The organism is Nocardia sp. NPDC049149 (assembly GCF_043197455.1).
Classification (GTDB): Bacteria; Actinomycetota; Actinomycetes; order Mycobacteriales; family Mycobacteriaceae; genus Nocardia.
On the sequence record NZ_JBICTD010000001.1, the window covers coordinates 1,169,893 to 1,188,802 of the forward strand.

Annotated in this window: 19 protein-coding genes; 6 read left to right on the forward strand and 13 right to left on the reverse strand. The window is 66.2% G+C overall.

All coding sequences use genetic code 11. The features are described from left to right. Positions 1 to 135 precede the first annotated feature (135 nt). Positions 136 to 984, forward strand: a complete 849-nt coding sequence (locus tag ACGFNJ_RS05400; RefSeq protein ID WP_393443564.1) for a helix-turn-helix domain-containing protein — start codon at positions 136 to 138, stop codon at positions 982 to 984. Positions 985 to 1,035: 51 nt separating this feature from the next. Here the strand turns inward: ACGFNJ_RS05400 and ACGFNJ_RS05405 are convergent, their stop codons facing one another. The 3 genes from ACGFNJ_RS05405 to rfbA form a co-directional block, all read right to left on the reverse strand. Continuing rightward, complete coding sequence (locus ACGFNJ_RS05405) at positions 1,036 to 1,461, reverse strand: MarR family winged helix-turn-helix transcriptional regulator (RefSeq protein ID WP_393443566.1); 426 nt, start codon at positions 1,459 to 1,461, stop codon at positions 1,036 to 1,038. A 120-nt stretch (positions 1,462 to 1,581) separates the two neighbouring features. Then, positions 1,582 to 2,130 carry a dTDP-4-dehydrorhamnose 3,5-epimerase family protein gene (locus tag ACGFNJ_RS05410; RefSeq protein WP_393443568.1) on the reverse strand — a complete coding sequence of 183 codons (549 nt, stop codon included), beginning with the start codon at positions 2,128 to 2,130 and terminating at the stop codon, positions 1,582 to 1,584. A 2-nt stretch (positions 2,131 to 2,132) separates the two neighbouring features. After that, positions 2,133 to 3,005 (reverse strand): glucose-1-phosphate thymidylyltransferase RfbA, encoded by an 873-nt coding sequence (rfbA, locus tag ACGFNJ_RS05415; RefSeq protein WP_393443570.1) that lies wholly within the window; start codon positions 3,003 to 3,005, stop codon positions 2,133 to 2,135. 237 nt (positions 3,006 to 3,242) lie between these two features. Between rfbA and ACGFNJ_RS05420 the strand changes: the two genes are divergently transcribed. Further along, positions 3,243 to 4,235: an alpha/beta hydrolase gene (locus ACGFNJ_RS05420; RefSeq protein WP_393443572.1), complete on the forward strand. Its 993-nt coding sequence runs from the start codon at positions 3,243 to 3,245 to the stop codon at positions 4,233 to 4,235. Positions 4,236 to 4,451: 216 nt separating this feature from the next. Here the strand turns inward: ACGFNJ_RS05420 and ACGFNJ_RS05425 are convergent, their stop codons facing one another. Next, on the reverse strand, positions 4,452 to 5,171 hold the full coding sequence (locus tag ACGFNJ_RS05425) for a hypothetical protein (RefSeq protein ID WP_393443574.1): 720 nt from the start codon (positions 5,169 to 5,171) through the stop codon (positions 4,452 to 4,454). Between the two features lie 180 nt (positions 5,172 to 5,351). Further along, entirely contained in the window at positions 5,352 to 6,071 is a 720-nt protein-coding gene (locus ACGFNJ_RS05430; RefSeq protein WP_393443576.1) for a hypothetical protein, read from the reverse strand. 308 nt (positions 6,072 to 6,379) lie between these two features. Here ACGFNJ_RS05430 and rfbB point away from each other — a divergent pair, with 308 nt between their 5' ends. Continuing rightward, positions 6,380 to 7,396: a dTDP-glucose 4,6-dehydratase gene (gene rfbB, locus ACGFNJ_RS05435; RefSeq protein ID WP_393443578.1), complete on the forward strand. Its 1,017-nt coding sequence runs from the start codon at positions 6,380 to 6,382 to the stop codon at positions 7,394 to 7,396. A 7-nt stretch (positions 7,397 to 7,403) separates the two neighbouring features. Here the strand turns inward: rfbB and ACGFNJ_RS05440 are convergent, their stop codons facing one another. After that, positions 7,404 to 8,984 (reverse strand): DUF2142 domain-containing protein, encoded by a 1,581-nt coding sequence (locus ACGFNJ_RS05440; RefSeq protein WP_393443580.1) that lies wholly within the window; start codon positions 8,982 to 8,984, stop codon positions 7,404 to 7,406. Next, a complete protein-coding gene (locus ACGFNJ_RS05445; protein ID WP_393443582.1) occupies positions 8,981 to 9,973 on the reverse strand; it encodes a glycosyltransferase family 2 protein in 993 nt (330 codons plus the stop codon). The genes ACGFNJ_RS05440 and ACGFNJ_RS05445 overlap by 4 nt, the downstream gene beginning before the upstream one ends. A gap of 70 nt (positions 9,974 to 10,043) precedes the next feature. On the opposite strand from ACGFNJ_RS05445, the gene ACGFNJ_RS05450 reads away from it, so the two are divergent. The 3 genes from ACGFNJ_RS05450 to ACGFNJ_RS05460 all read left to right on the forward strand — a co-directional run bounded on the left by ACGFNJ_RS05450 (position 10,044) and on the right by ACGFNJ_RS05460 (position 12,743). Then, positions 10,044 to 10,166: a hypothetical protein gene (locus tag ACGFNJ_RS05450; protein WP_393443584.1), complete on the forward strand. Its 123-nt coding sequence runs from the start codon at positions 10,044 to 10,046 to the stop codon at positions 10,164 to 10,166. Then, entirely contained in the window at positions 10,153 to 10,698 is a 546-nt protein-coding gene (locus ACGFNJ_RS05455; RefSeq protein ID WP_393443586.1) for a GtrA family protein, read from the forward strand. Before ACGFNJ_RS05450 ends, ACGFNJ_RS05455 begins: the two co-directional genes overlap by 14 nt. Before the next feature lie 128 nt (positions 10,699 to 10,826). Then, on the forward strand, positions 10,827 to 12,743 hold the full coding sequence (locus ACGFNJ_RS05460) for a glycosyltransferase (RefSeq protein ID WP_393443588.1): 1,917 nt from the start codon (positions 10,827 to 10,829) through the stop codon (positions 12,741 to 12,743). A 76-nt stretch (positions 12,744 to 12,819) separates the two neighbouring features. Here the strand turns inward: ACGFNJ_RS05460 and ACGFNJ_RS05465 are convergent, their stop codons facing one another. From ACGFNJ_RS05465 to ACGFNJ_RS05490, 6 genes are all read right to left on the reverse strand, one after another. Further along, positions 12,820 to 13,671, reverse strand: a complete 852-nt coding sequence (locus tag ACGFNJ_RS05465; protein WP_393443590.1) for an SDR family oxidoreductase — start codon at positions 13,669 to 13,671, stop codon at positions 12,820 to 12,822. Positions 13,672 to 13,852: 181 nt separating this feature from the next. Continuing rightward, positions 13,853 to 14,899, reverse strand: a complete 1,047-nt coding sequence (rsgA, locus tag ACGFNJ_RS05470) for a ribosome small subunit-dependent GTPase A (protein WP_393443592.1) — start codon at positions 14,897 to 14,899, stop codon at positions 13,853 to 13,855. Between the two features lie 204 nt (positions 14,900 to 15,103). Then, positions 15,104 to 16,168 carry a glycosyltransferase gene (locus tag ACGFNJ_RS05475; protein ID WP_393443594.1) on the reverse strand — a complete coding sequence of 355 codons (1,065 nt, stop codon included), beginning with the start codon at positions 16,166 to 16,168 and terminating at the stop codon, positions 15,104 to 15,106. After that, a complete protein-coding gene (locus tag ACGFNJ_RS05480) occupies positions 16,165 to 17,004 on the reverse strand; it encodes an ABC transporter ATP-binding protein (protein ID WP_393443596.1) in 840 nt (279 codons plus the stop codon). The genes ACGFNJ_RS05475 and ACGFNJ_RS05480 overlap by 4 nt, the downstream gene beginning before the upstream one ends. A gap of 10 nt (positions 17,005 to 17,014) precedes the next feature. After that, positions 17,015 to 18,034: an ABC transporter permease gene (locus ACGFNJ_RS05485; protein WP_393443598.1), complete on the reverse strand. Its 1,020-nt coding sequence runs from the start codon at positions 18,032 to 18,034 to the stop codon at positions 17,015 to 17,017. A 124-nt stretch (positions 18,035 to 18,158) separates the two neighbouring features. Next, positions 18,159 to 18,764: a bacterial proteasome activator family protein gene (locus ACGFNJ_RS05490; RefSeq protein ID WP_393443600.1), complete on the reverse strand. Its 606-nt coding sequence runs from the start codon at positions 18,762 to 18,764 to the stop codon at positions 18,159 to 18,161. Positions 18,765 to 18,910 lie beyond the last annotated feature (146 nt).

Genomic DNA, 18,910 nt, shown 5'->3' on the forward strand with positions numbered 1-18,910 from the left:
CCGGGTATTGCTTACGGGTATCTGATAGGGATGGTCGATGAGGAACTCGGTTGAGTTCGGGAGAGCGACCATTGCACGGCACCACTTGGGGGAGACACGCTAATGGCTTTACCGCAGGCAACGACTGGATCGACCATGCCCCGGCGCCAACTCGGCCGCCACTTACGCGATCTGCGTAACCGGGCCAGGATGACGACCAGAACGGCCGCACAGCAATTGGAATGGTCCGAGGCCAAGATCTGGCGGATCGAAACCGGCCAGACCTCGTTGCGCAGCCTCGATGTCGAGGCGATGTGCAAGGTCTACGGCGCGCCTGCCGAGCTCATCGCACCGCTCACCGCGCTCGCACGGGAGACGAAGGCGCGGGGGTGGTGGACCGCCTACGGCGACGTGATCGCCGAGGGGTTCGAGGTCTACATCGGCTTGGAGGAGGCGGCCACTCGGCTGTCCACCTACGAGAACGAGGTGGTGCCCGGCCTCTTGCAGACCGAGGCATACACGCGCGCACTGCTGCTGGCCGCGCGTCCGGAGATGCCTGCGACCGAGGTCGACCGACGGGTGCAGCTGCGCATGGCCCGCCAGGCGTTGGTCACGCGCGCCGACGCGCCGCTGTACCTCGACGCGGTGATCAGCGAGGCGGTGCTGTGGCGGTGTGTCGGCAGCGACGCGGTTTCCGCGGGCCAGCTGGCCCACCTGCGCAAGATGTGCGACCTGCCCAACGTCCGAATCCAGGTGATACCAACGGATTCCGGTTATCACGAGGGCATGGAATCGGGTCGCTTCGTCATGCTCGAGTTCCCCGAACTGCGCCAGGGTGAGCTGCCCGAGCCGCCGGTCGTCTATGTCGAGGCGTTCACCGGGCCGGTCTATCTCGACAAGGAAATCGAGATCGAGCGCTATCGCAAGGCCTTCACCAGCATCAAGTCCGTCGCGGTCGATGCGCGCGAGGGGATCGAAGAGGCGAGCGCGGGGCGCACCGCCTGAGTTGGCGCGGCCAGGCTCCTGCTTGGCCTTACGTGCGAGACATCAAGTGCGTCAGCACTTTTGGCCGGGCGAGTCCCAGGTGTTGGTGAGGACCGCCCGGTGGGTCCACACGGCCTCCTCGTGCACCTCGCGGCCCTTGTCGGTGAGGCAGACGAAGACGGCACGCCGATCATCGGCGCACATGGTGCGGCTCACCAGCCCATCACGTTCGAGCCGGGCGACCGCGCGAGACAGGGCGCTCTGACTCAGATAGATGTCGTTGGCCAGATCGCTCATTCGATAGTTGCCGCAGTTGGCCTCGATCAGCCGGTCCAGCGTCTCGAACTCGCTGAGCCCGATCTGATGCTGTCCCTGCAGCGCTTTTTCGAGTGCGCAACTCACCGTCGCGTGCCGGTCGAGCAGCTCGCGCCACTCGCCGAGCAGCCCGGTCGGCGCGACGGTGCGGCGGGCTGTTTCAGTTGTCGACGGCTTCGACATGGCCCCATCCTAGTGGTCGGGAAGGCTTCATGCAACTGCATTAAATGTACTCGCATTTTATGCGTATGCATAGGATGGGCGAGCTGCCCCAGCTCATCATGCCGGTCGGCGCGACAGCGCTCAGGAAAACGGCGGCGCCGCGGTGTCCTTGGCGGAGCGAATGAAAGTCAGCGGCGTGCCGTCCAGGCCGACCGTCGGCCACTCGATGCCGAGCCGCGGATCGAAAGCATCCATGTCCCTGTCGAATTCGGGCGTGTACTCGAGCGAGCACAGGTAGGTGACGGTCGAATTGTCGGCCAGCGACAGAATCGCGTGGCCGAGCCCCTCGGACAGGAACATCGAGCGCCGGTCCACGTCGTCGAGCAGCACGCTGTCCCACCGTCCGTAGGTCGGCGAGCCGGGCCGCAGATCGACGACCACGTCGAGAAACGCGCCGCGCACGCAGGTCACATACTTGGCCTGCCCCGGCGGATCCTCGGTGTAGTGGATGCCGCGCAGCACGCCCGCTGCCGAGACCGAGCAGTTCACCTGGCGCAGATCGAAGGTGCGGCCGGTCGCCTTCTCGAATTCCGACGCCTTGAACCCCTCGAGAAACATGCCGCGCCCGTCGCCGAGCTGGCGCGGGGTGATCACCCAGGCGCCGGGCACCGCCAGTTCGCGAAACTCCATCGTCACCAATCCCGTCCGCGTTCGATCAGGTCGAGCAGGTAGCTGCCGTAGCCGGAGCGGACGAGTGGTTCGGCGAGCTTGCACAGCTGCTCGTCGTCGATGTACCCCTGCCGCCACGCGACCTCTTCGGGCACACCGATTTTGAGGCCCTGCCGTTCCTCGATGGTGCGCACGTAGTTGGCGGCGTCCAGCAGCGAATCGAAGGTGCCGGTGTCCAGCCAGGCGGTACCGCGGGCCAGCACGTCGACCCGGAGCCGATCCTGTTCCAGGTAGGCCCGATTGATGTCGGTGATCTCGTATTCGCCACGCGCGGAAGGCCGCAGGGTGCGGGCGATCTCGACGACGTCGTTGTCGTAGAAATACAGCCCGGGGATGGCGTAGTTCGAGCGCGGCGCCTTCGGCTTCTCCTCGATCGACACCGCGCGGCCGTCGGTGAACTCGACGACACCGTAGGCGGTCGGATCCGACACCCAGTAGGCGAACACCGCACCGCCGTCGATCTCGGTGAACCGATGCAGGCTGGTGCCGAGGCCTGGCCCGTGAAAGATGTTGTCGCCGAGCACCAGTGCCGCCGTTTCGGTGCCGATGTGATCGGCGCCGAGCACGAAGGCTCTGGCCAGGCCGTCCGGCTCGGGCTGGACCACGTAGCTGATCGCGATGCCGAACTGGCTGCCGTCGCCGAGCAATCGGGTGAACGCCTCCGCGTCCGATGGCGTGGTGATGACCAGAATGTCCGTGATGCCCGCGAGCATCAGCGTGGACAGCGGGTAGTAGACCATGGGCTTGTCGTAGACCGGGACCAGCTGCTTGCTCACCCCGCGCGTGATCGGGTGCAGCCGGGACCCGGTGCCGCCCGCCAGAATGATTCCGCGCATGCCGAGGAGTCTGCCAGCTCGGCCTGTCCTGGGCGTCGGCGAGGTTCCGACTGCTCGTCGAATTGATTACGGAATGGGCTTTCGTAGTTTCCGTACCCGCCGGTTCGGCGATGCTGTTGCTTAGGTCACACAACGCATGGTGTTCTGAAGTAACACTGTGTGAGATGTCAGCGCCGACACCTCGCCTGGGACCGTCCGGTCGTGATGCGGCGCGCCAGTAGGTGAGGTAGGTGCGCGATGACCGCGATCAGCGTCGGCGAATCCGGCATGGTGATGAATCCGGAAAATCTGAGCGCACCGGCGCGGCTGCTGCTGGCGGCATGCCTCAGCGTGGTCCGTCCCGCGTTGCGTGCGGCGCCTATCACCCGCGCGACCATCCCGATCGGCGCCGCCGCCATCGACACCCTCGCGCGGCTGCGCCCGGAGCCGCGCGGCGTCGACCGAGAGCGGGTGTCGCTCAACGGTTTCCGGATGGAGATCGTGCGCGCGGCGGGCGCGGCGAGTGCGCTGCGGCACGGTGCGGTGCTGTATATGCACGGCGGCGGCTTCGCGGTCTGCGGGCTGCGCACGCATCGACCGGTGGTGGCGAGCCTGGCCAGGCGCACCGGGCTGCCCGTGGTGAACGTCGACTACCGGCAGCTGCCCGGCAGGCGGATTACCGATTCGATCGAGGACTGTCTCACGGCTTACCGCTGGCTGCTGCGCCACGGCGCCGATCCGGGCCGGATCGTCTTCGCGGGTGATTCGGCGGGCGGCTACCTGGCCTTCGCCACCGCCCTGCGCGCGATCGAGGTGGGTTTGCCCGCACCGGCCGGGCTGGTCGGGTTGAGCCCGCTGCTCGATCTGGACTACGTGGCCAAGCGCAGCCACGTCAACGTCAAGCGCGACCCGTACATCCCGCTGCTCGCGCTGGAGGCGGTGGTCCGGATCGGCGCCGAGGTCGACGGCGTCCTCGACCCGTTGCTCTCGCCGGTGAACGGCCTCCTGGCCGGCTTGCCGCCGGTGCTGCTCATCGCCGCGGAGGACGAGGTGCTCCGCTACGACTGCGAGCTGATGGCGCAGCGGCTCACCGCGGCGGGTGTGCCGAATGCGGTGGAGCTCTGGCGCGGTCAGGTGCACGCGTTCATGAGCATCGCGCCGAGCCTGCCGGAGAGCAGGGCGGCGCTGGCGCGGGTCTCGCGCTTCGTCCGTGCCCGGATCGAGGAGAGCCAGCAGGCGCGGACAGCGTAAAGCTGTCCGGCCTGTCCAGGCGAGCCCCGTTCCGCTGTGGCCGGGACGGGGCTCGCGCATGTTCCGGAATGGCACTGTGGCAGGCGAATTTGAGGCAGGTGGGGTTGAATCCTGCAGGCGGACAGTAACTCTGCTGCGGACGGTGCTGGAAACGAGCGAACCCCGCTCTCGTGCGCCGAGCGGGGTTCGTGTCGTATTCGGTTGTGCGCGTTGACCTTACTTCGCGGCCGGCGGAGGGGTGATCGACGGCTGGTTGATGGTGGCGAAGTACTGGATCGCGGCACCAATGGCAACCGGGGCGGTGACGAGGATCTGGCCTGCCACGGTGCCGAGGGCGCCGACGGCGAGAATGCCGGTGATGCAGCCGATGCCGGCGGCGGGGAGGAAGGGGCCGAACATGCCGACGATGGTGGCCGCGGCCACGGTCAGCGCGAGGCCACCGCCGAGGACACAGCCGACGGCCGCGCCGCCGAGGCCACCGACCAGGGTGCCGATGGTGGCACCCATGCTGATGGTGCTGGTCATCCGGCTCCAGGCGGCCTGCTCACGGTCGTAGTCCGACTTCCAGGGTGCCTTGTCCTCGAACGGCAGCGCGACCGGCTTGTAAACAGCCTTCGCCATGTCGATCTCGGGGGTCAGCCTCGCTGTGCGGTCGGAGATGTTCGCGGCGATCGGGAATTCGAACTCGTCGACACGGAACTTGAGGTCTGTGCCTGCGATGGTGGTGCCGTTGGCGGCCTTGATCTTGAAGGCGCCGTCCTCGACAACCATGGAGCCGGCATCGGTCTTGATGACCGAGGTGGCATCGACTTGCTCGGCCGTGAAGTTCACGGCTCCGTCGGCCGCAGGGGCCGGAGCCGCGTTGACGGTGCTTGCGGTGACACCGAGCGCGGCGATGAGTAGGGCCGAGGTCGCGGCTAACTTCTTGGCAATCATAGGTTTAGGTCCTCATCCAGGTGCTTTTGGCAGGGGGTGGGGGCCGGAAACTGGGTTCGCAAACTGTCAGTAACACGGCCGGGCCCTAAGAAAGCCCTGCCCGACACGGGGTCGAGCAGGGTTTCCTAGGCTCGTCTTCTTCAGTTGTGCGAATTCAGTTGTGTCAGTGAACTTCTGGTCTTACTTCGCAGCAGGCGGCGCGACGAACGGGCCGCTGGTGGTTGCAAAGTACTGGATCGCCGCACCGATCGCGACCGGAGCGGTGATCAGGATCTGACCCGCGACGGTGCCGAGCGCACCGACGGCGATGATGCCGCCGAGGCAGCCGATGGCGGCGGCCGGGATGAACGGACCGAACATGCCGACGATGGTCGCTGCCGCGGCGCCGAGGCCGAGGAGGCCACCGAGCACGCAGCCGACGGTCGCGCCGCCGAGGCCGCCGACCAGGGTGCCGATGGTGGCGCCCATGGCGATGGTGTCCTTCATGCGGTTGAACGCGGCCTGCTCGCGGTCGTATTCGTTCTTCCAGGGCGCCTTGTCCTCGAACGGCAGGGCGATCGGCTTGTACACAGCCTTCGTCATGTCGATCTCGGGGGTCAGCGTTGCGGTGCGGTCGGCGATGTTGGCCGCGATCGGGAATTCGAACTCGTCGATACGGAGCTTGAGCTCGCTGCCCGCGATGGTGGTTCCGTTGACGGCCTTGATCTTGAAGACACCGTCTTCGACGACCATGGAGCCGGAATCGGTCTTGATGACGGACGTCGCGTCTACTTGTTGGGCCGTGAAGTTCACGGCTCCGTTGTCGGCTTCGGGAGCCGGTGCCGCGTTGACGGTGCCTGCGGTGACGCCGAGGGCGGCGATCAGCAGCGCCGACGACACGGCGAATTTCCTCATCAGCATTTTGTGTGGAACCTCAATGTGAAGCGTTCGGAGGGGACTAGACGATCGAAATCTAGACCAGCTAACGCGTGGTGAACCGGTTGTGACCGTTAATTCAAATTTTGTTCACCAAAGAGACCCTCAGCATGGTGGGTTGTCGGAAATGTGCACTCTGACCGGGGTTTTGGCCTGAAAAGAAGTCCAGCGGTTCTATACCTACCGAACAGTATGAGATGAAGGTCACAGAGCGCAACTCTGGCGGCCCGGTCGAGTTGCCTTGGGGTGGCGTCGATCCCGCTGGGCGGAGCCTGCCGACGTAGAGTCGTGGCGTGCGATTGCTTGTCACCGGCGGAGCCGGATTCATCGGAGCCAACTTCGTCAAGCAGACCGTTGTCGACCACGCCGACATCACCGTAACCGTTCTGGACGCACTGACTTATGCCGGGAATCGAGCGTCCCTTGCCCCGGTTGCCGATCGGATCGATTTCGTGCACGGCGATATCGCAGACCTGGATCTGGTCGACGAGCTCGTCAGCGGTGTCGACGCGGTCGTGCATTTCGCCGCCGAATCGCACAACGACAACTCGCTGGCCGAACCATGGCCGTTCGTGCAGACCAATATTGTCGGAACCTATTCACTGTTGCAAGCCGTGCGCCGCCACGACGTTCGGTATCACCACGTGTCGACCGACGAGGTGTACGGCGACCTGGCGCCCGAGGATCCGGCGTTCACCGAGAACACCCCGTACAACCCGTCGAGCCCGTACTCGGCGACCAAGGCGTCGAGCGATCTGCTGGTGCGGGCCTGGACCCGCTCGTTCGGCGTGCGCGCCACACTCTCCAACTGCAGCAACAACTATGGGCCGTATCAGCACGTGGAGAAGTTCATCCCGCGCCAGATCACCAACCTGATCGACGGCGTCCGGCCACGGCTCTACGGCGCGGGACATCAAGTGCGCGACTGGATCCACGTCGACGACCACAACCGCGCGGTGTGGGACATCCTGCAGCGCGGGCGGATCGGGCAGACCTACCTGATCGGCGCCGACGGCGAACTCGACAACAAGTCCGTGGTGCGGATGATCCTGGAGGCCTTCGACCGCGACCCGGACGACTTCGACCACGTCACCGACCGGCCGGGCCACGATCAGCGCTATGCGATCGACGCCTCGCTGCTGCGCGCCGAACTCGGGTGGAAACCCGAGTACGCGGACTTCCGCACCGGGCTCGCGGCGACCGTCCAGTGGTACCGCGACAACGAATCCTGGTGGCGCCCAGCCAAGGCAGGCACCGAGCGCGCGTACGTAGCCGCGGGCGAAGTGACCCTCGACCCGTCGTCCGACTGACCGGCGATCAGCCCCAGACGATCTCGTAGTACTTCCATGCCGCGCCGACGAGCGCGATCACGGTGGCGACGATGACGGTCACCGCGGGACCGACGGTCGGCGTCCGCCCGGCGATGTTGGTGAGCCGCAACGGCATCCAGCGCAGCAGCACCGCGAACGCCACGATCGCCAGCGGCACGAAGTAGCGGCCCTGTACGCCGTCGATGATGTAGTAGCCCACCGGCGTGAACGACATGTACAGCGTCACGTAGATCATCGCGACGCTGGCCGCGACGGTCAGCGCGACGAGCAGCGTGCGCCGGAAGGTGGCCGCGGTCATCCGATCCGCGACGCCGATGCTGACCGCGAACGCGAACAGGCAGGCCAGCATCGTCAGCGCGGGCACGTCGATGTAGGCGAAACCGAGCTCGCCGAAGAACTGGCTGAACCACCGCTCGTCGCGCAGCGCGATGCTCTCGCCGAACACGCTGAGGAAATGACCTGGGTCGGTGAGGATCCCACGCAGCTGGTCGCTGGGGCGGACCGAATGCCATTGGTGCTGCGGCCGCATCAGGCCCATGCCGTCGCCGGTGGGCGCCGCGACCTTCATCCATGCGGCGAAGACGAGCCCGCCCACCGCGGCGAAGACCCGCGGAATCGCGCGCTGCCAGCCGCGGAACCCGAGGCGTTGCGCGGGCACCAGGACAACGAGCATCGCGAGCAGCACATACGTCGGCTTGCTCACCGGCAGCAGGATCGTGGCGGCAAGCAGCGCACCGGTTTCCACCCGGCCGAGCCGGTCGCCGAGGAACAGCGCCTTCACCAGCAGCGCCGACACCATGATCGCCAGCGCGTTGGTCATCGTGTCCGCGGTGACGGTGCCTGCCTGGAACACCGCGATGGGCAGCACCGCGACGGTGAAGGCCAGCCACTGCACCCGATGCTTGCGCAGCGCGTACAGGCCGAAGCCGACGACGGTCAGGTAGCTGAGCAGCCCGGCGAGCCTGGTCAGCGCGACCATCCCGGCGACGTCGAGGTCGAACAGCTCGGCAAGTCGAATGCCAACGGCGGCAGGGATATACGGCACCGGCGAGTAGGCGGCGGTGTTGGTGAACCAGACCGGTTCGGTGGCGTCCGACACCGCGGCGCCGCCGAACCGGTCGTAGGCGCTTGGATCCGCGACCATCGAGTCCGGCTCGTCCGGATTGGTGGTGTAGTCGCGCAGCGCGTAGCCCATCAGGGCGGTGATGCTCTTCGGCACCTCGCCGCCGTAGGCGACGCCGCGGTCGTCGTGGATCTGCTGCGGCAGGAACCCGCCGTGCGCGACCTGGTAGGCGCGCCCGAACTGGGTGATCTCGTCATGGCCCCAGAAGGGCGGCGTGATGACCGTGAACAGCCCGCCGAAGATCGCGACCAGCACGGCGAACGCGACGGTGGCAGGCCCGAGCCGGGTGACAACCCTGCTGCCGAAGCCGCCTACCGAGCGGGACTCGGTCGGCGTCGCCGTGGTGTCCTCGGGCAGCGCCGTGGTCTGCCCACCGTTCGTCGACTCGTCCAGTGCCTGTTCGGAATTCGGTGCTGTCGCCGCTTTCTCCGCCGATGCGGTCACGCGCCGGCTCCGCCGGTGCGGGCGTCACCGCCATTGCCGGTCAGCCGGACGTCGTCAGCGCCCACCGCGGAGTAGCGCAGGTACACCAGCCGCGCGGCTTCGTGCCTGGAGCGCCGGATGCCGTCCAGGATCAGGCCTGCGGTCCAGGCCAGGCTGCCGAGGAGCAGTAACGTGAAGCCGAGGAACAGCGTCGGGAACCGAGGCACCTCGCCGGTGTTGTAGAACTCGACGACGATCGGGATGGTGAGCACGATCGAGACCAGCCAGCTCAGCGTGCCGAACAGGCCGTAGAACAGCACCGGCCGCTCGTGCCTGGCCAGCCCGATGATCAGCGCCAGGATCTTGAACCCGTCGTGATAGGTACGCAGTTTGGATTCGCTGCCCGCCGGGCGATCACGGAAGCCGACCGGCACCGCGGTCCGCGGCACCCGCAGGTGCAGCGAGTGCACGGTCAGCTCGGTCTCGATCTCGAACTCGCGGGAGACGGCGGGGAAGCTCTTCACGAAGCGGCGGGAGAACACCCGGAACCCGCTCAGCATGTCCTCGACGTTCTCGCCGAACACCTTGCCGACCACGCCGTTGAGCACCTTGTTGCCGGTCTCGTGGCCCGCCCGGTACGCCGAGCCGTTCTCGTCCTGCTTGCGCACGCCGAGGATGTGGTCGTAAGGGCCGTCCAGCAGCGTCTTGATCATCAACGGTGCGGCCGACGCCTCGTAGGTGTCGTCGCCGTCGATCATCAGATAGACGTCGGCCTCGATGTCGGCGAAGGCGCGGCGCACGACGTTGCCCTTGCCCTTGGTGTGCTCGTGGCGCACGATCGCGCCTGCCTCGCGTGCGCGTTCGGCCGTCTTGTCCGTACTCAGATTGTCGTAGACATAGACGACGATTCCCGGCACGGCGGCCAGCAGGTCGGCAACGACCTTGGCGACGGCGGCCTCTTCGTTGTGGCACGGCACCACTGCGGCAATACGAAGCTCGGTGGAGTCCACCCGGTCAATCCTCGCGATCGGTGGCGAATGTGGGAACACCGGGAGGGTACAGGGAACCGGACCGGAACGCGTGGCCGACCTCACCGCGTTGGCGTTGCGGATTTCGGCCGGGGTGCGCGGGCTCGGTTCCCGTCCCGCCGTCGCCGACGGCTGCCGTCCCGCTCGGGTACCGTCGGGCCGTGCCAACCAGTGAATCGACCGCGCAGGCGGGCGAGACCGTGCCGCCCGTCGACGCCTCGTTCGTCGGGAAGGTAGTCGCCGCGCTCAAGCAGGGCAGCGCATTCCTGGTCGTCGGTGCGATCGGGTTTCTCGTCGACGCGGGCACCTACAACCTCCTGGTGTTCTGGGGTGGCGAAGGCCTGCTTTATCACTACCCGTTACCTGCCAAGATCATTGCGATCGTGGTGGCGACGGTGGTCACCTACTTCGGCAACAAATGGTGGACGTTCGCGCACAAGAAGACGGACAATCCGGGCCGCGAATATTTGCTCTACGCCGTTTTCAATGTCATCGCGATCGGCCTGCAACTGGGCTGTCTCGGCTTCTCCCGCTACGTGCTCGACCTGTCCTCGCCGTTGTCGGACAACATCTCTGGCACGCTCATCGGCCAGATCGTGGCCGTGGTTTTCCGCTACTGGGCCTACGACACGTTCGTCTTCACCGGTGCTCGGACACCCAGTGACAGCGCCGAGAGTGGCACTCCAGCGAACGGTCAGCAACAGTAACGTGACACGACGGCACCGCGCCTGAGCAGGCAGCTACCGAGCGTGGTTGATATCCTCACCCCCGCCGCGAACGGCATCCAGGGGCGTGTCTGTCCCGTCCGGCACGAGCGACGATTTCGAGGGACTTCATGGATCAGTCGGCTACCCAAGCCGTGACCGAAACGAATGCACGAGCAACGGCCGTTGACGCCCCGGCCACCCTGCGCTCCGACCATCGGGCGCCGGAACGACTGGTGTTGCAGCGGGGCATCTTCACCGGTCCGTCGGCGAAGGTGAGCGACGAGCTGTACGCCGTCGTCAAGGGCCGCGCCCACCGCGAGCGTCAGCTGCTCCGCCTGGACAAGGGCGCCTCTGCGCACACCAACACCTACTTCGGCCGGTTCGCGGCGAGCTACTGGCAGCGCTGGACCACCGTCACCGAGGTGCGGGTCTCGATGGTGCTCGACGTTGCGGCGAAGGCCAAGATCCGGCTGGTCGCCTCCGATATCGCCGGGCATCGCCGGATCATCGACACCGCGCAGGTCACCGAGAGCGGGCCGTTGACGCTGACCGCGCCGCTCGACCAGTACGTCGACGGCGGCGCGATGTGGCTCGAATTCGATGCCGTCGGTGGCGATCTCGGCATCGCCGAGGTCGGCTGGACCACGGCGGCGCCGGATCACATCCGCCCGGTCGCCATCGCGATCTGCACCTTCAACCGGGCCGAGGACTGCGCGCACACGGTGGCGGCGCTGGCCTCCGACGAGGTCGTGCTCGCCGCGATCGACGCCGTGTACGTGGTGGATCAGGGCACCGACCTGGTGGAGAACCGGCCGCGCTACCAGGAGGTCGTCCCGGTCTTCGGCGACAAGCTGCGCTACATCCGGCAGCCGAATCTCGGTGGGGCAGGCGGTTTCACGCGCGGGCTCTACGAGGTGTCCGCGGCCAACGAGCACGCCGACGTCATCCTGATGGACGACGACATTCTCTGCGAGCCGGAAACGGTGCTGCGGCTCAACGCCTTCGCCAACATGACGGTGGAGCCGACGCTGGTCGGCGCGCAGATGTTGTTCCTGCTCAACCCCGACTATCTCAACGTCGGCGCCGAAGAGGTGCACCTGCAGGACCTGCGGCACGGGCAGAAGGTGCCGAAGGCGTTGCGCAACACCAGCATGCTCAAGCGCAACCAGGAGCGCAGGGTCGACGCGGGCTACAACGCCTGGTGGACCTGCCTGATCCCGGCCGAGGTGGTCGCCAAGATCGGGCTGCCCGTGCCGATCTTCTTCCAGTGGGACGACGTCGAATACGGCATCAGGGCGCGCGAGAACGGTTTCGTCACTGTCACGCTGCCGAACGCGGCGGTGTGGCACGCGGACTTCTACTGGAAGGACTACGACGACTGGGCGCGCTACTTCAGCACGCGCAACTCGTTGATCGTCGGCTCGCTGCACACCGATCTGGATGCGAAGGCCATCTCCCGCAAGCTGTTCCGTGAGCTTTCCGAGCAGCTGGTCGCCATGCAGTACGGATTGGTGCACACCACGCTGCAGGGCATCGAGGACTTCCTGCAGGGCCCGAAGGTGCTGCAGGACGGCGGGATCGCCGCACTCGCCGCGGCCAGGGGCAGCAGGGCGGACTATCCGGAGACGATCAAGCATCCGGCGTCGACGCCGCCGGTGCGTTCCGGTGACATTCAGTTGCGCCGCGCCAGCGGCGAACCGAGCCGGGTCATCCTGGTGCTGATCAAGCGGGCCATCAACCAGTGGTTCGGGCGCACCCAGCACGGCGTCATCGGTGTCACTCGCGAAGACGCCTACTGGTGGCATGTTTCGTTGTTCGACCACGTGGTCGTCACCGACGCCTCGCAGTCCGGTGTCCGAGTCCGGCAGCGGGACAAGGCCCGTGCCCGCAAACTGCTGCTCCGCACCATCCACGTGCTGCGCCGCCTGCGCCGGGAACTGCCCGCCTTGCAGCGTGAGTACCGTGCCGCGGTGCCCGAGCTGACCAGCCGCGCGAACTGGGAACGGTTGTACGGCATCGAAAGTCCGGCCAAGCCGCAGGCCTAGGTACCGAACGACGAGGGCCTGCCCGCCGACATCGGCGGGCAGGCCCTCGTTCAGTTGTGCCGGGTGACTGGGTCTTTCACAGGAACAGGTCGGTGGTGAGTTCGCCGTCGCCCGGGGTCACCCGGTACTTGTCCAGGTCGGTGATGCCGTGGGCCGCGAGGACATCGTCATCGATGAAGAAGTTGCCCGACGTGGACTTGGCCGGGGACGTGAGCACCAGATAGGCCGCGTCGGCGTAGATGTCGGGGGTGCGCGAGGTGGAGATCATCTGCTCGCCGCCGAGCAGGTTCTTCACCGCGGCGGTGGCGATGGTGGTGCGCGGCCACAGCGAGTTGACGCCGATCCCGTCGCCCTTCAGCTCCTCCGCCAAACCCAGTGTGGTGAGCGACATTCCGTACTTGGCGATGGTGTAGCCCAGTGCCATGCCCGCCCACTTCGGGTCGAGGTTCAACGGCGGGGACAGCGTCAGGATGTGCGGATTACGGTTGGCGGCGGCCGATTCGCGCAGGTGCGGGATGCTCAGCTTGGACAGCAGGAAGCTGCCGCGGCAGTTGATGTCCTGCATCAGGTCGTACTTCTTCATCGGCAGGATGTCGGTGGGGGAGATGTCGATGGCCGAGGCGTTGTTCACCACGATGTCGATGCCGCCGAATCGCTCGACGGTCTGGCGTACCGCCTCCTCGACCGCCTCGTCGATGCGGACGTCGCCGACGAACGGCAGCACCTGGCCGCCCGCCGCCTCGAGCTCGGCCGCGGCCGTGTGGATCGTGCCAGGAAGCTTGGGGTGCGGCGTATCGGTCTTGGCGATCAGGGTGATGTTGGCCCCGTCGGCCGCGGCCCGCTTCGCGATCTCCAGGCCGATGCCACGACTGCCGCCGGACATGATCAACGTTCTGCCCGCGAGCGGCTTGGATCCCGATTCCGTCATTGACCTGCTCCTGTCGTCTGCGCCGCGGGTGAGCTCCCGCGGCCGTCCGCACTTCGACAGTAAGCGTAAACCTCGGTTCTATGCAATCAGTTGCATAGGGGTAACCGGCGTGCCCGGGTGCGGGGCGGGCGGCGCGGATCGCCAACCGAGTGCCGCCCACCCCGCGATTCCGGGCAGTGTTTCAGCGTTTGGTGCCGCGAACGCGGTAAGCCTGGCGCTGCTGTTTGGAGATGTCGCGCCAGGCGCGCTTGCGCTCGGCTTCCAGACGCTTGTCCTGGCGAGCCGCCATCCAGGCGTTTTCCTTCGCGAGGCGCTGGTAGCTGTCGAAGCGGCGCTGGGTGAGCTCGCCGCTGTCGATGGCTTCCTGGACGGCGCAGCCGGGTTCGCCGTGGTGTGCGCAATCGGCGAATCGGCACAGGGCGGCGAAGGATTCGATGTCGCTGAAGGTCTTCTCGATCCCTTCGGCGGCATCCCACAGTCCGACCCCGCGCAGTCCCGGCGTATCGATGAGCGTGCCGCCTGCGGGTAGCGGCCGCAGTTCCCGATGCACCGTGGTGTGCCTGCCCTTCTTGTCGGCGGCGCGAACGGTGTTGGTGGCGAACACTTCCTGGCCGAGCAGCGCGTTGGCGAGGGTGGACTTGCCCGCGCCGGACGGCCCGATCAGCGCGACCGTCCCTTCGAGCATGGCGGTCAGCACATCCAGCCCGGCGCCGCTGTTCGCGCTGACGGTGAGCGCGATCGCGCCCGGCGCGACCGCCTGCACCTCGTCGATCGGGATATGCACTGCCGCATCGGCTTTGGTGAGGACCACGATCGGCTGCGCGTTGCTCTCCCAGGCCAGCGCGAGCATGCGCTCGATCCGCCCGAGATCGACGTCGCCGTCGGCCGCGGTGCAGATCAGCACGGTGTCGACATTGGCGGCCAGCACCTGGGCGTGTGAACGTCCGGACACCGATGAGCGCATGATCGCCGAGCGGCGCGGAAGCAGTTGCCGCACTGCCGGTTCGGCGTCGACGGTGACCCAGTCGCCGGTGCACAGGCCGCTGACCTCGGCATCGGCCCTCGGGCACCGAGCGCGGAGCACGCCGTTCGGCGTCGCGACATCGCATTCGCTGCGATCCATCCGGATCACCCTGGCGGGGATGCAGCCTTCCTCGATCATCGAGGTGTATTCGAGTGCTACGGCTTCGGTCCAGCCGTAAGGAACAAGGAGGTCGTTGTCGACCATGATGGAAGGAATCCTTCGTTGGGCGCCGAGCCCAACTCAGGGCTCAGCGAGCGGAGAATGAGGGGGAGTTTCGTGTGGCGGCGTGCGTAAGCACAGCTCGTCCGGACACGACAATCCGCACAGTCGTAGCCACGGTCCACACCTCCTTGCCTCTCTCGCAGTTTCCTCACACCTTGGCACGCCCCCGTGCCGCCCGCAACCGAATTAATTCGGCTTCTTCGGGTCCGGCTTGCCGAACTGCTCGTTGCGGCCGAGGGCGCGCAGCTGGAACCATTCGCGCAGGCCTGCCGGGTCACGCCGGGTGACGAGGAAGAACCAGGAGAAGCGAATCCACTCCTGCGGCAGCAGTTTGCGCATGCCGGGCTGCGACATCAGATAGCCGCGGTTGCGGTAGGTGAAATAGCGTTTCACCGGGTCATCGGGGTACTGGGTGTGCATCCGCCCGCCGAGGATCGGCTTGAACTCCGCGGCGCCGTTGGGATGCAGGTACGCGGTCTGCAGACAGGTGCCGAAGGGCAGCCCGGAGCGGACCAGCCTGCGATGCACCTCCACCTCGTCGCCGCGCACGAACAGCCGCAGATCGGGCACGCCGATGAGATCGACCGCGGCAGCGGAGATGAGCGCGCCGTTGAACAGCGACGCGATGCCCGGCAAGAAATCCTCGTCGCCGAGTTCGGACCGCAGCCGCCGCCACACCACACCGCGGCGCAGCGGGAACGCGAGGCGATCCGGTTCGTCGATATCGCAGACCACCGGCGACACCTCGACGAGCCCGTGCCGTCGGGCGCAATCCAGCAGGGTGGCAAGGACTTCCGGGCCCTCGGGCCGACCGTCGTCGTCGGCGAGCCAGACCCAGTCCGCGCCCATGCTCAGCGCGTGCAGCATGCCGAGCGCGAATCCGCCTGCGCCGCCGAGGTTGTGCGCCGACCCGAGGTAGGTGACGTCCATCGGCTGATCGCGGACCAGGTCCGCGACCTCGGACTCGTTCGCGTTGTCGACCACGATCAGGTGATCGACCGGTCGGGATTGGGACGCAATGACTTTCAGCGACTCGGCGAGCAGTTCGCGGCGCTTGTGCGTGACAACGACCGCGACGATGAGTGCGTCGGGATTGGCGTAGGCGGGCGAGCTCACCGGCTGCGACACTGCCTCGTCGGCCTTTTCGCCGACGCCGGCGGGCACCGATTCGCCGGAATCCTCCGGCGCGGAGTCGGCCTGGGCTTCGGCCCCGGTCTCGATCGGGGTGTCCTGCCCGGTCGGCTCACTCATGCCTGATTCCGCTCCAGTTCTCGTTCGTTGCTCATGGACTGTTCCGCTGCCAATTCGCGCAGCACCGTCGCGACGTGGTTTCCCGCGTCCGGACCCTCGTAGGCCCGCACCACTTCTTCGATGCCACCACGCAAACGGATCTGTCCGTGATCGACCCACATCGCGGTATCGCAGAGCTGCGCGAGAAATTCGTTGGAATGACTGGCGAATACCAGGATGCCGGATCGGGCCACCAATTTCTGCAGACGCAGCCGGGCCTTCTTCATGAATTCGGCATCCACCGCGCCGATGCCCTCGTCGAGCAGCAGGATCTCGGGATCGATCGAGGTCACCACGCCCATGGCCAGGCGAACCCGCATGCCGGTCGAGTAGGTGCGCAACGGCATCGACAGATACTCGCCGAGCTCCGTGAAATCGGCGATCTCATCGATCTTGGCCAGCATCTGCTTGCGCGTCTGCCCGAGGAAAAGACCACGGATGATGATGTTCTCGTAGCCGGAGATTTCCGGGTCCATGCCGACGCCGAGATCGAATACCGGCGCGACCCGTCCACGGATGCGCGCGCTACCCCGCGTCGGTTCGTAGATACCCGAAAGCAGCCGCAGCAGTGTCGATTTGCCTGCGCCGTTGTGCCCGACCAGGCCGACCTTGTCGCCTTCCTTCAGCGAAAGCGTGATGTCGCGCAGCGCCTCGACGACAACGACATCGGACTGGTTGCGCCCGATCGCGCCGCCGGCTTTGCCGAGGAACGCCTTCTTCAACGAACGCGATTTCGCGTCGAAGATCGGGAATTCGACCCAGGCGTTGCGGGTTTCGATACTCACATGATCAGTCATCGATCCGCTCCTAAACCCAGTACGGCACGCGCGAACGGAACTGCTTCATCGCGAAGATCGCCACGATCCAGCCGATCACGGTGATGGTGCCGACGATCACCCAGTGATACAGATGCTGGTCGTCGCCGAGCAATGGTGCGCGGATGATCTCCAGATAGTGGTACGTCGGAATGACTTCGAGCAGTTTCGCACGCTCGCTGACCTGGCCACCCTGATCAACCAGGCTCTTGGTATTCCACATCACCGGGGTCAGCACGAACAGCATCAGCGTGAGGCTGCCGAGGATCGGCGTGATATCGCGGTAGCGGGTGCTGAAGATGCCGAACACGATCGACACCCACATCGCATTGAGGAAAAGCAGCCCGAGTGCGGGGATGGCGAATATCGCGGTCCAGTGCAGTTTCTCCCAGACACCGAACGCGACGAGCACAACGGCATAGATCAACATGTTGTGCGCGAAGAACAGCAGCTGCCGCCAGACCAGGCGGTAGACGTGCACGCTCAACGCCGACGGCAACTGTTTGATCAGCCCCTCGTTGGCGACGAAGACATCGGCGCCCTCGAGAATGCTCGCGTTGATCACATTCCAGACGATGATGCCGACCGCCACGTAGGGCATGTAGTCCTTGATCGGCTGGCCGAGCAGCGCGGCGTAGAGCAGACCCATCGCGGCCGCTTGGACACCGGTCGCGATGGTGATCCAGAACGGTCCGAGCACCGAGCGCCGGTACCGCTGTTTGATGTCTTGCCAGCCGAGCGAGAGCCACAGTTCACGCTGTCCGAAGCCGACGCGGAAGTCCTTGAATGCCCGCTGAAAGGTCTGTGAATCCGAGCCGATCGGCTCGATGCTCACCGGTTCGGCGGCCGCTTTGTCGACGGCGGCCTCCTCCTGCAGGGCAGGGGCGTCTCCCGTGCTCACTGGAACCTCGTCTGCCGAGCCGTCATCGGCGCGCACCGAGCTGTCGCCGGAGGAATCGTCCTCGGGACGCACGGAATCATCTGGCAGAACTTTGCTGTCATCTGAACGCATCGAGCTCTCTTCACGACGCTCCGAACTCTGGTCCGAGTCGGGGCGAGCGGCAGCGGCGGGCACGGTGCCCGAGCCTACCCTTGGATATTGCTACTGACCCGGCTGGCACACGCGGATCAGCACCTCAGAGGTACTGCCCGGAACCCCCGGTGACGTGATTGGCCTGGCCGCCGCGTGGGTCCGCCGCATGGATGCCGGGCGGTAGCGCGCCCTGGCGCATCTGCTCGAGTTGCGCTCGCGCCGCCATCTGCTGCGCGAACAGCGCCGTCTGAATGCCGTGGAACAGGCCTTCCAGCCAGCCGACCAGCTGCGCCTGGGCGATCCGCAACTCGGCGTCCGAGGGGATGGCGTCGTCGGTGAAGGGCAGCGTGAGCCGCTCGAGTTCGGCGCGCAGTTCCGGGGCGAGGCCCTGTTCCAGCTCGCGGACCGAGGATTTGTGAATTTCTTTCAGCCGATTCCGGCTGGCGTCGTCGAGCGGTGCCGCGCGCACTTCTTCGAGCAGCTGTTTGATCATGGTGCCGATGCGCATGACCTTCGCGGGTTGCTCGACCATGTCGGCCAAAGATTCGCCGGAATCATCGTGGTCGTCCGACTCGTCCTTTTTGTCCTCGTCGGTCACCACCTGTGCGGTGAAGGGCGCGTCCGCTGCGCCCTCCGCGGGGATGACCAACGGGCGGCCGTCCGGTCCGACAACGACGATGTGGTCCGGTGCCTCATCCGATTGCGTCATGGTCCCTATCATGTCGCGTTGCCGAGGAACGCGCTAAACCGGTGTTCACGGGGCGTGGAAGGACCAGGTGCGACGGGGTTGCCCGGTCCTCGTCATAGCGATGCGGCGGCGTTCTATTCTGTTCGGGTCGTGTGGTTCGGATTTGC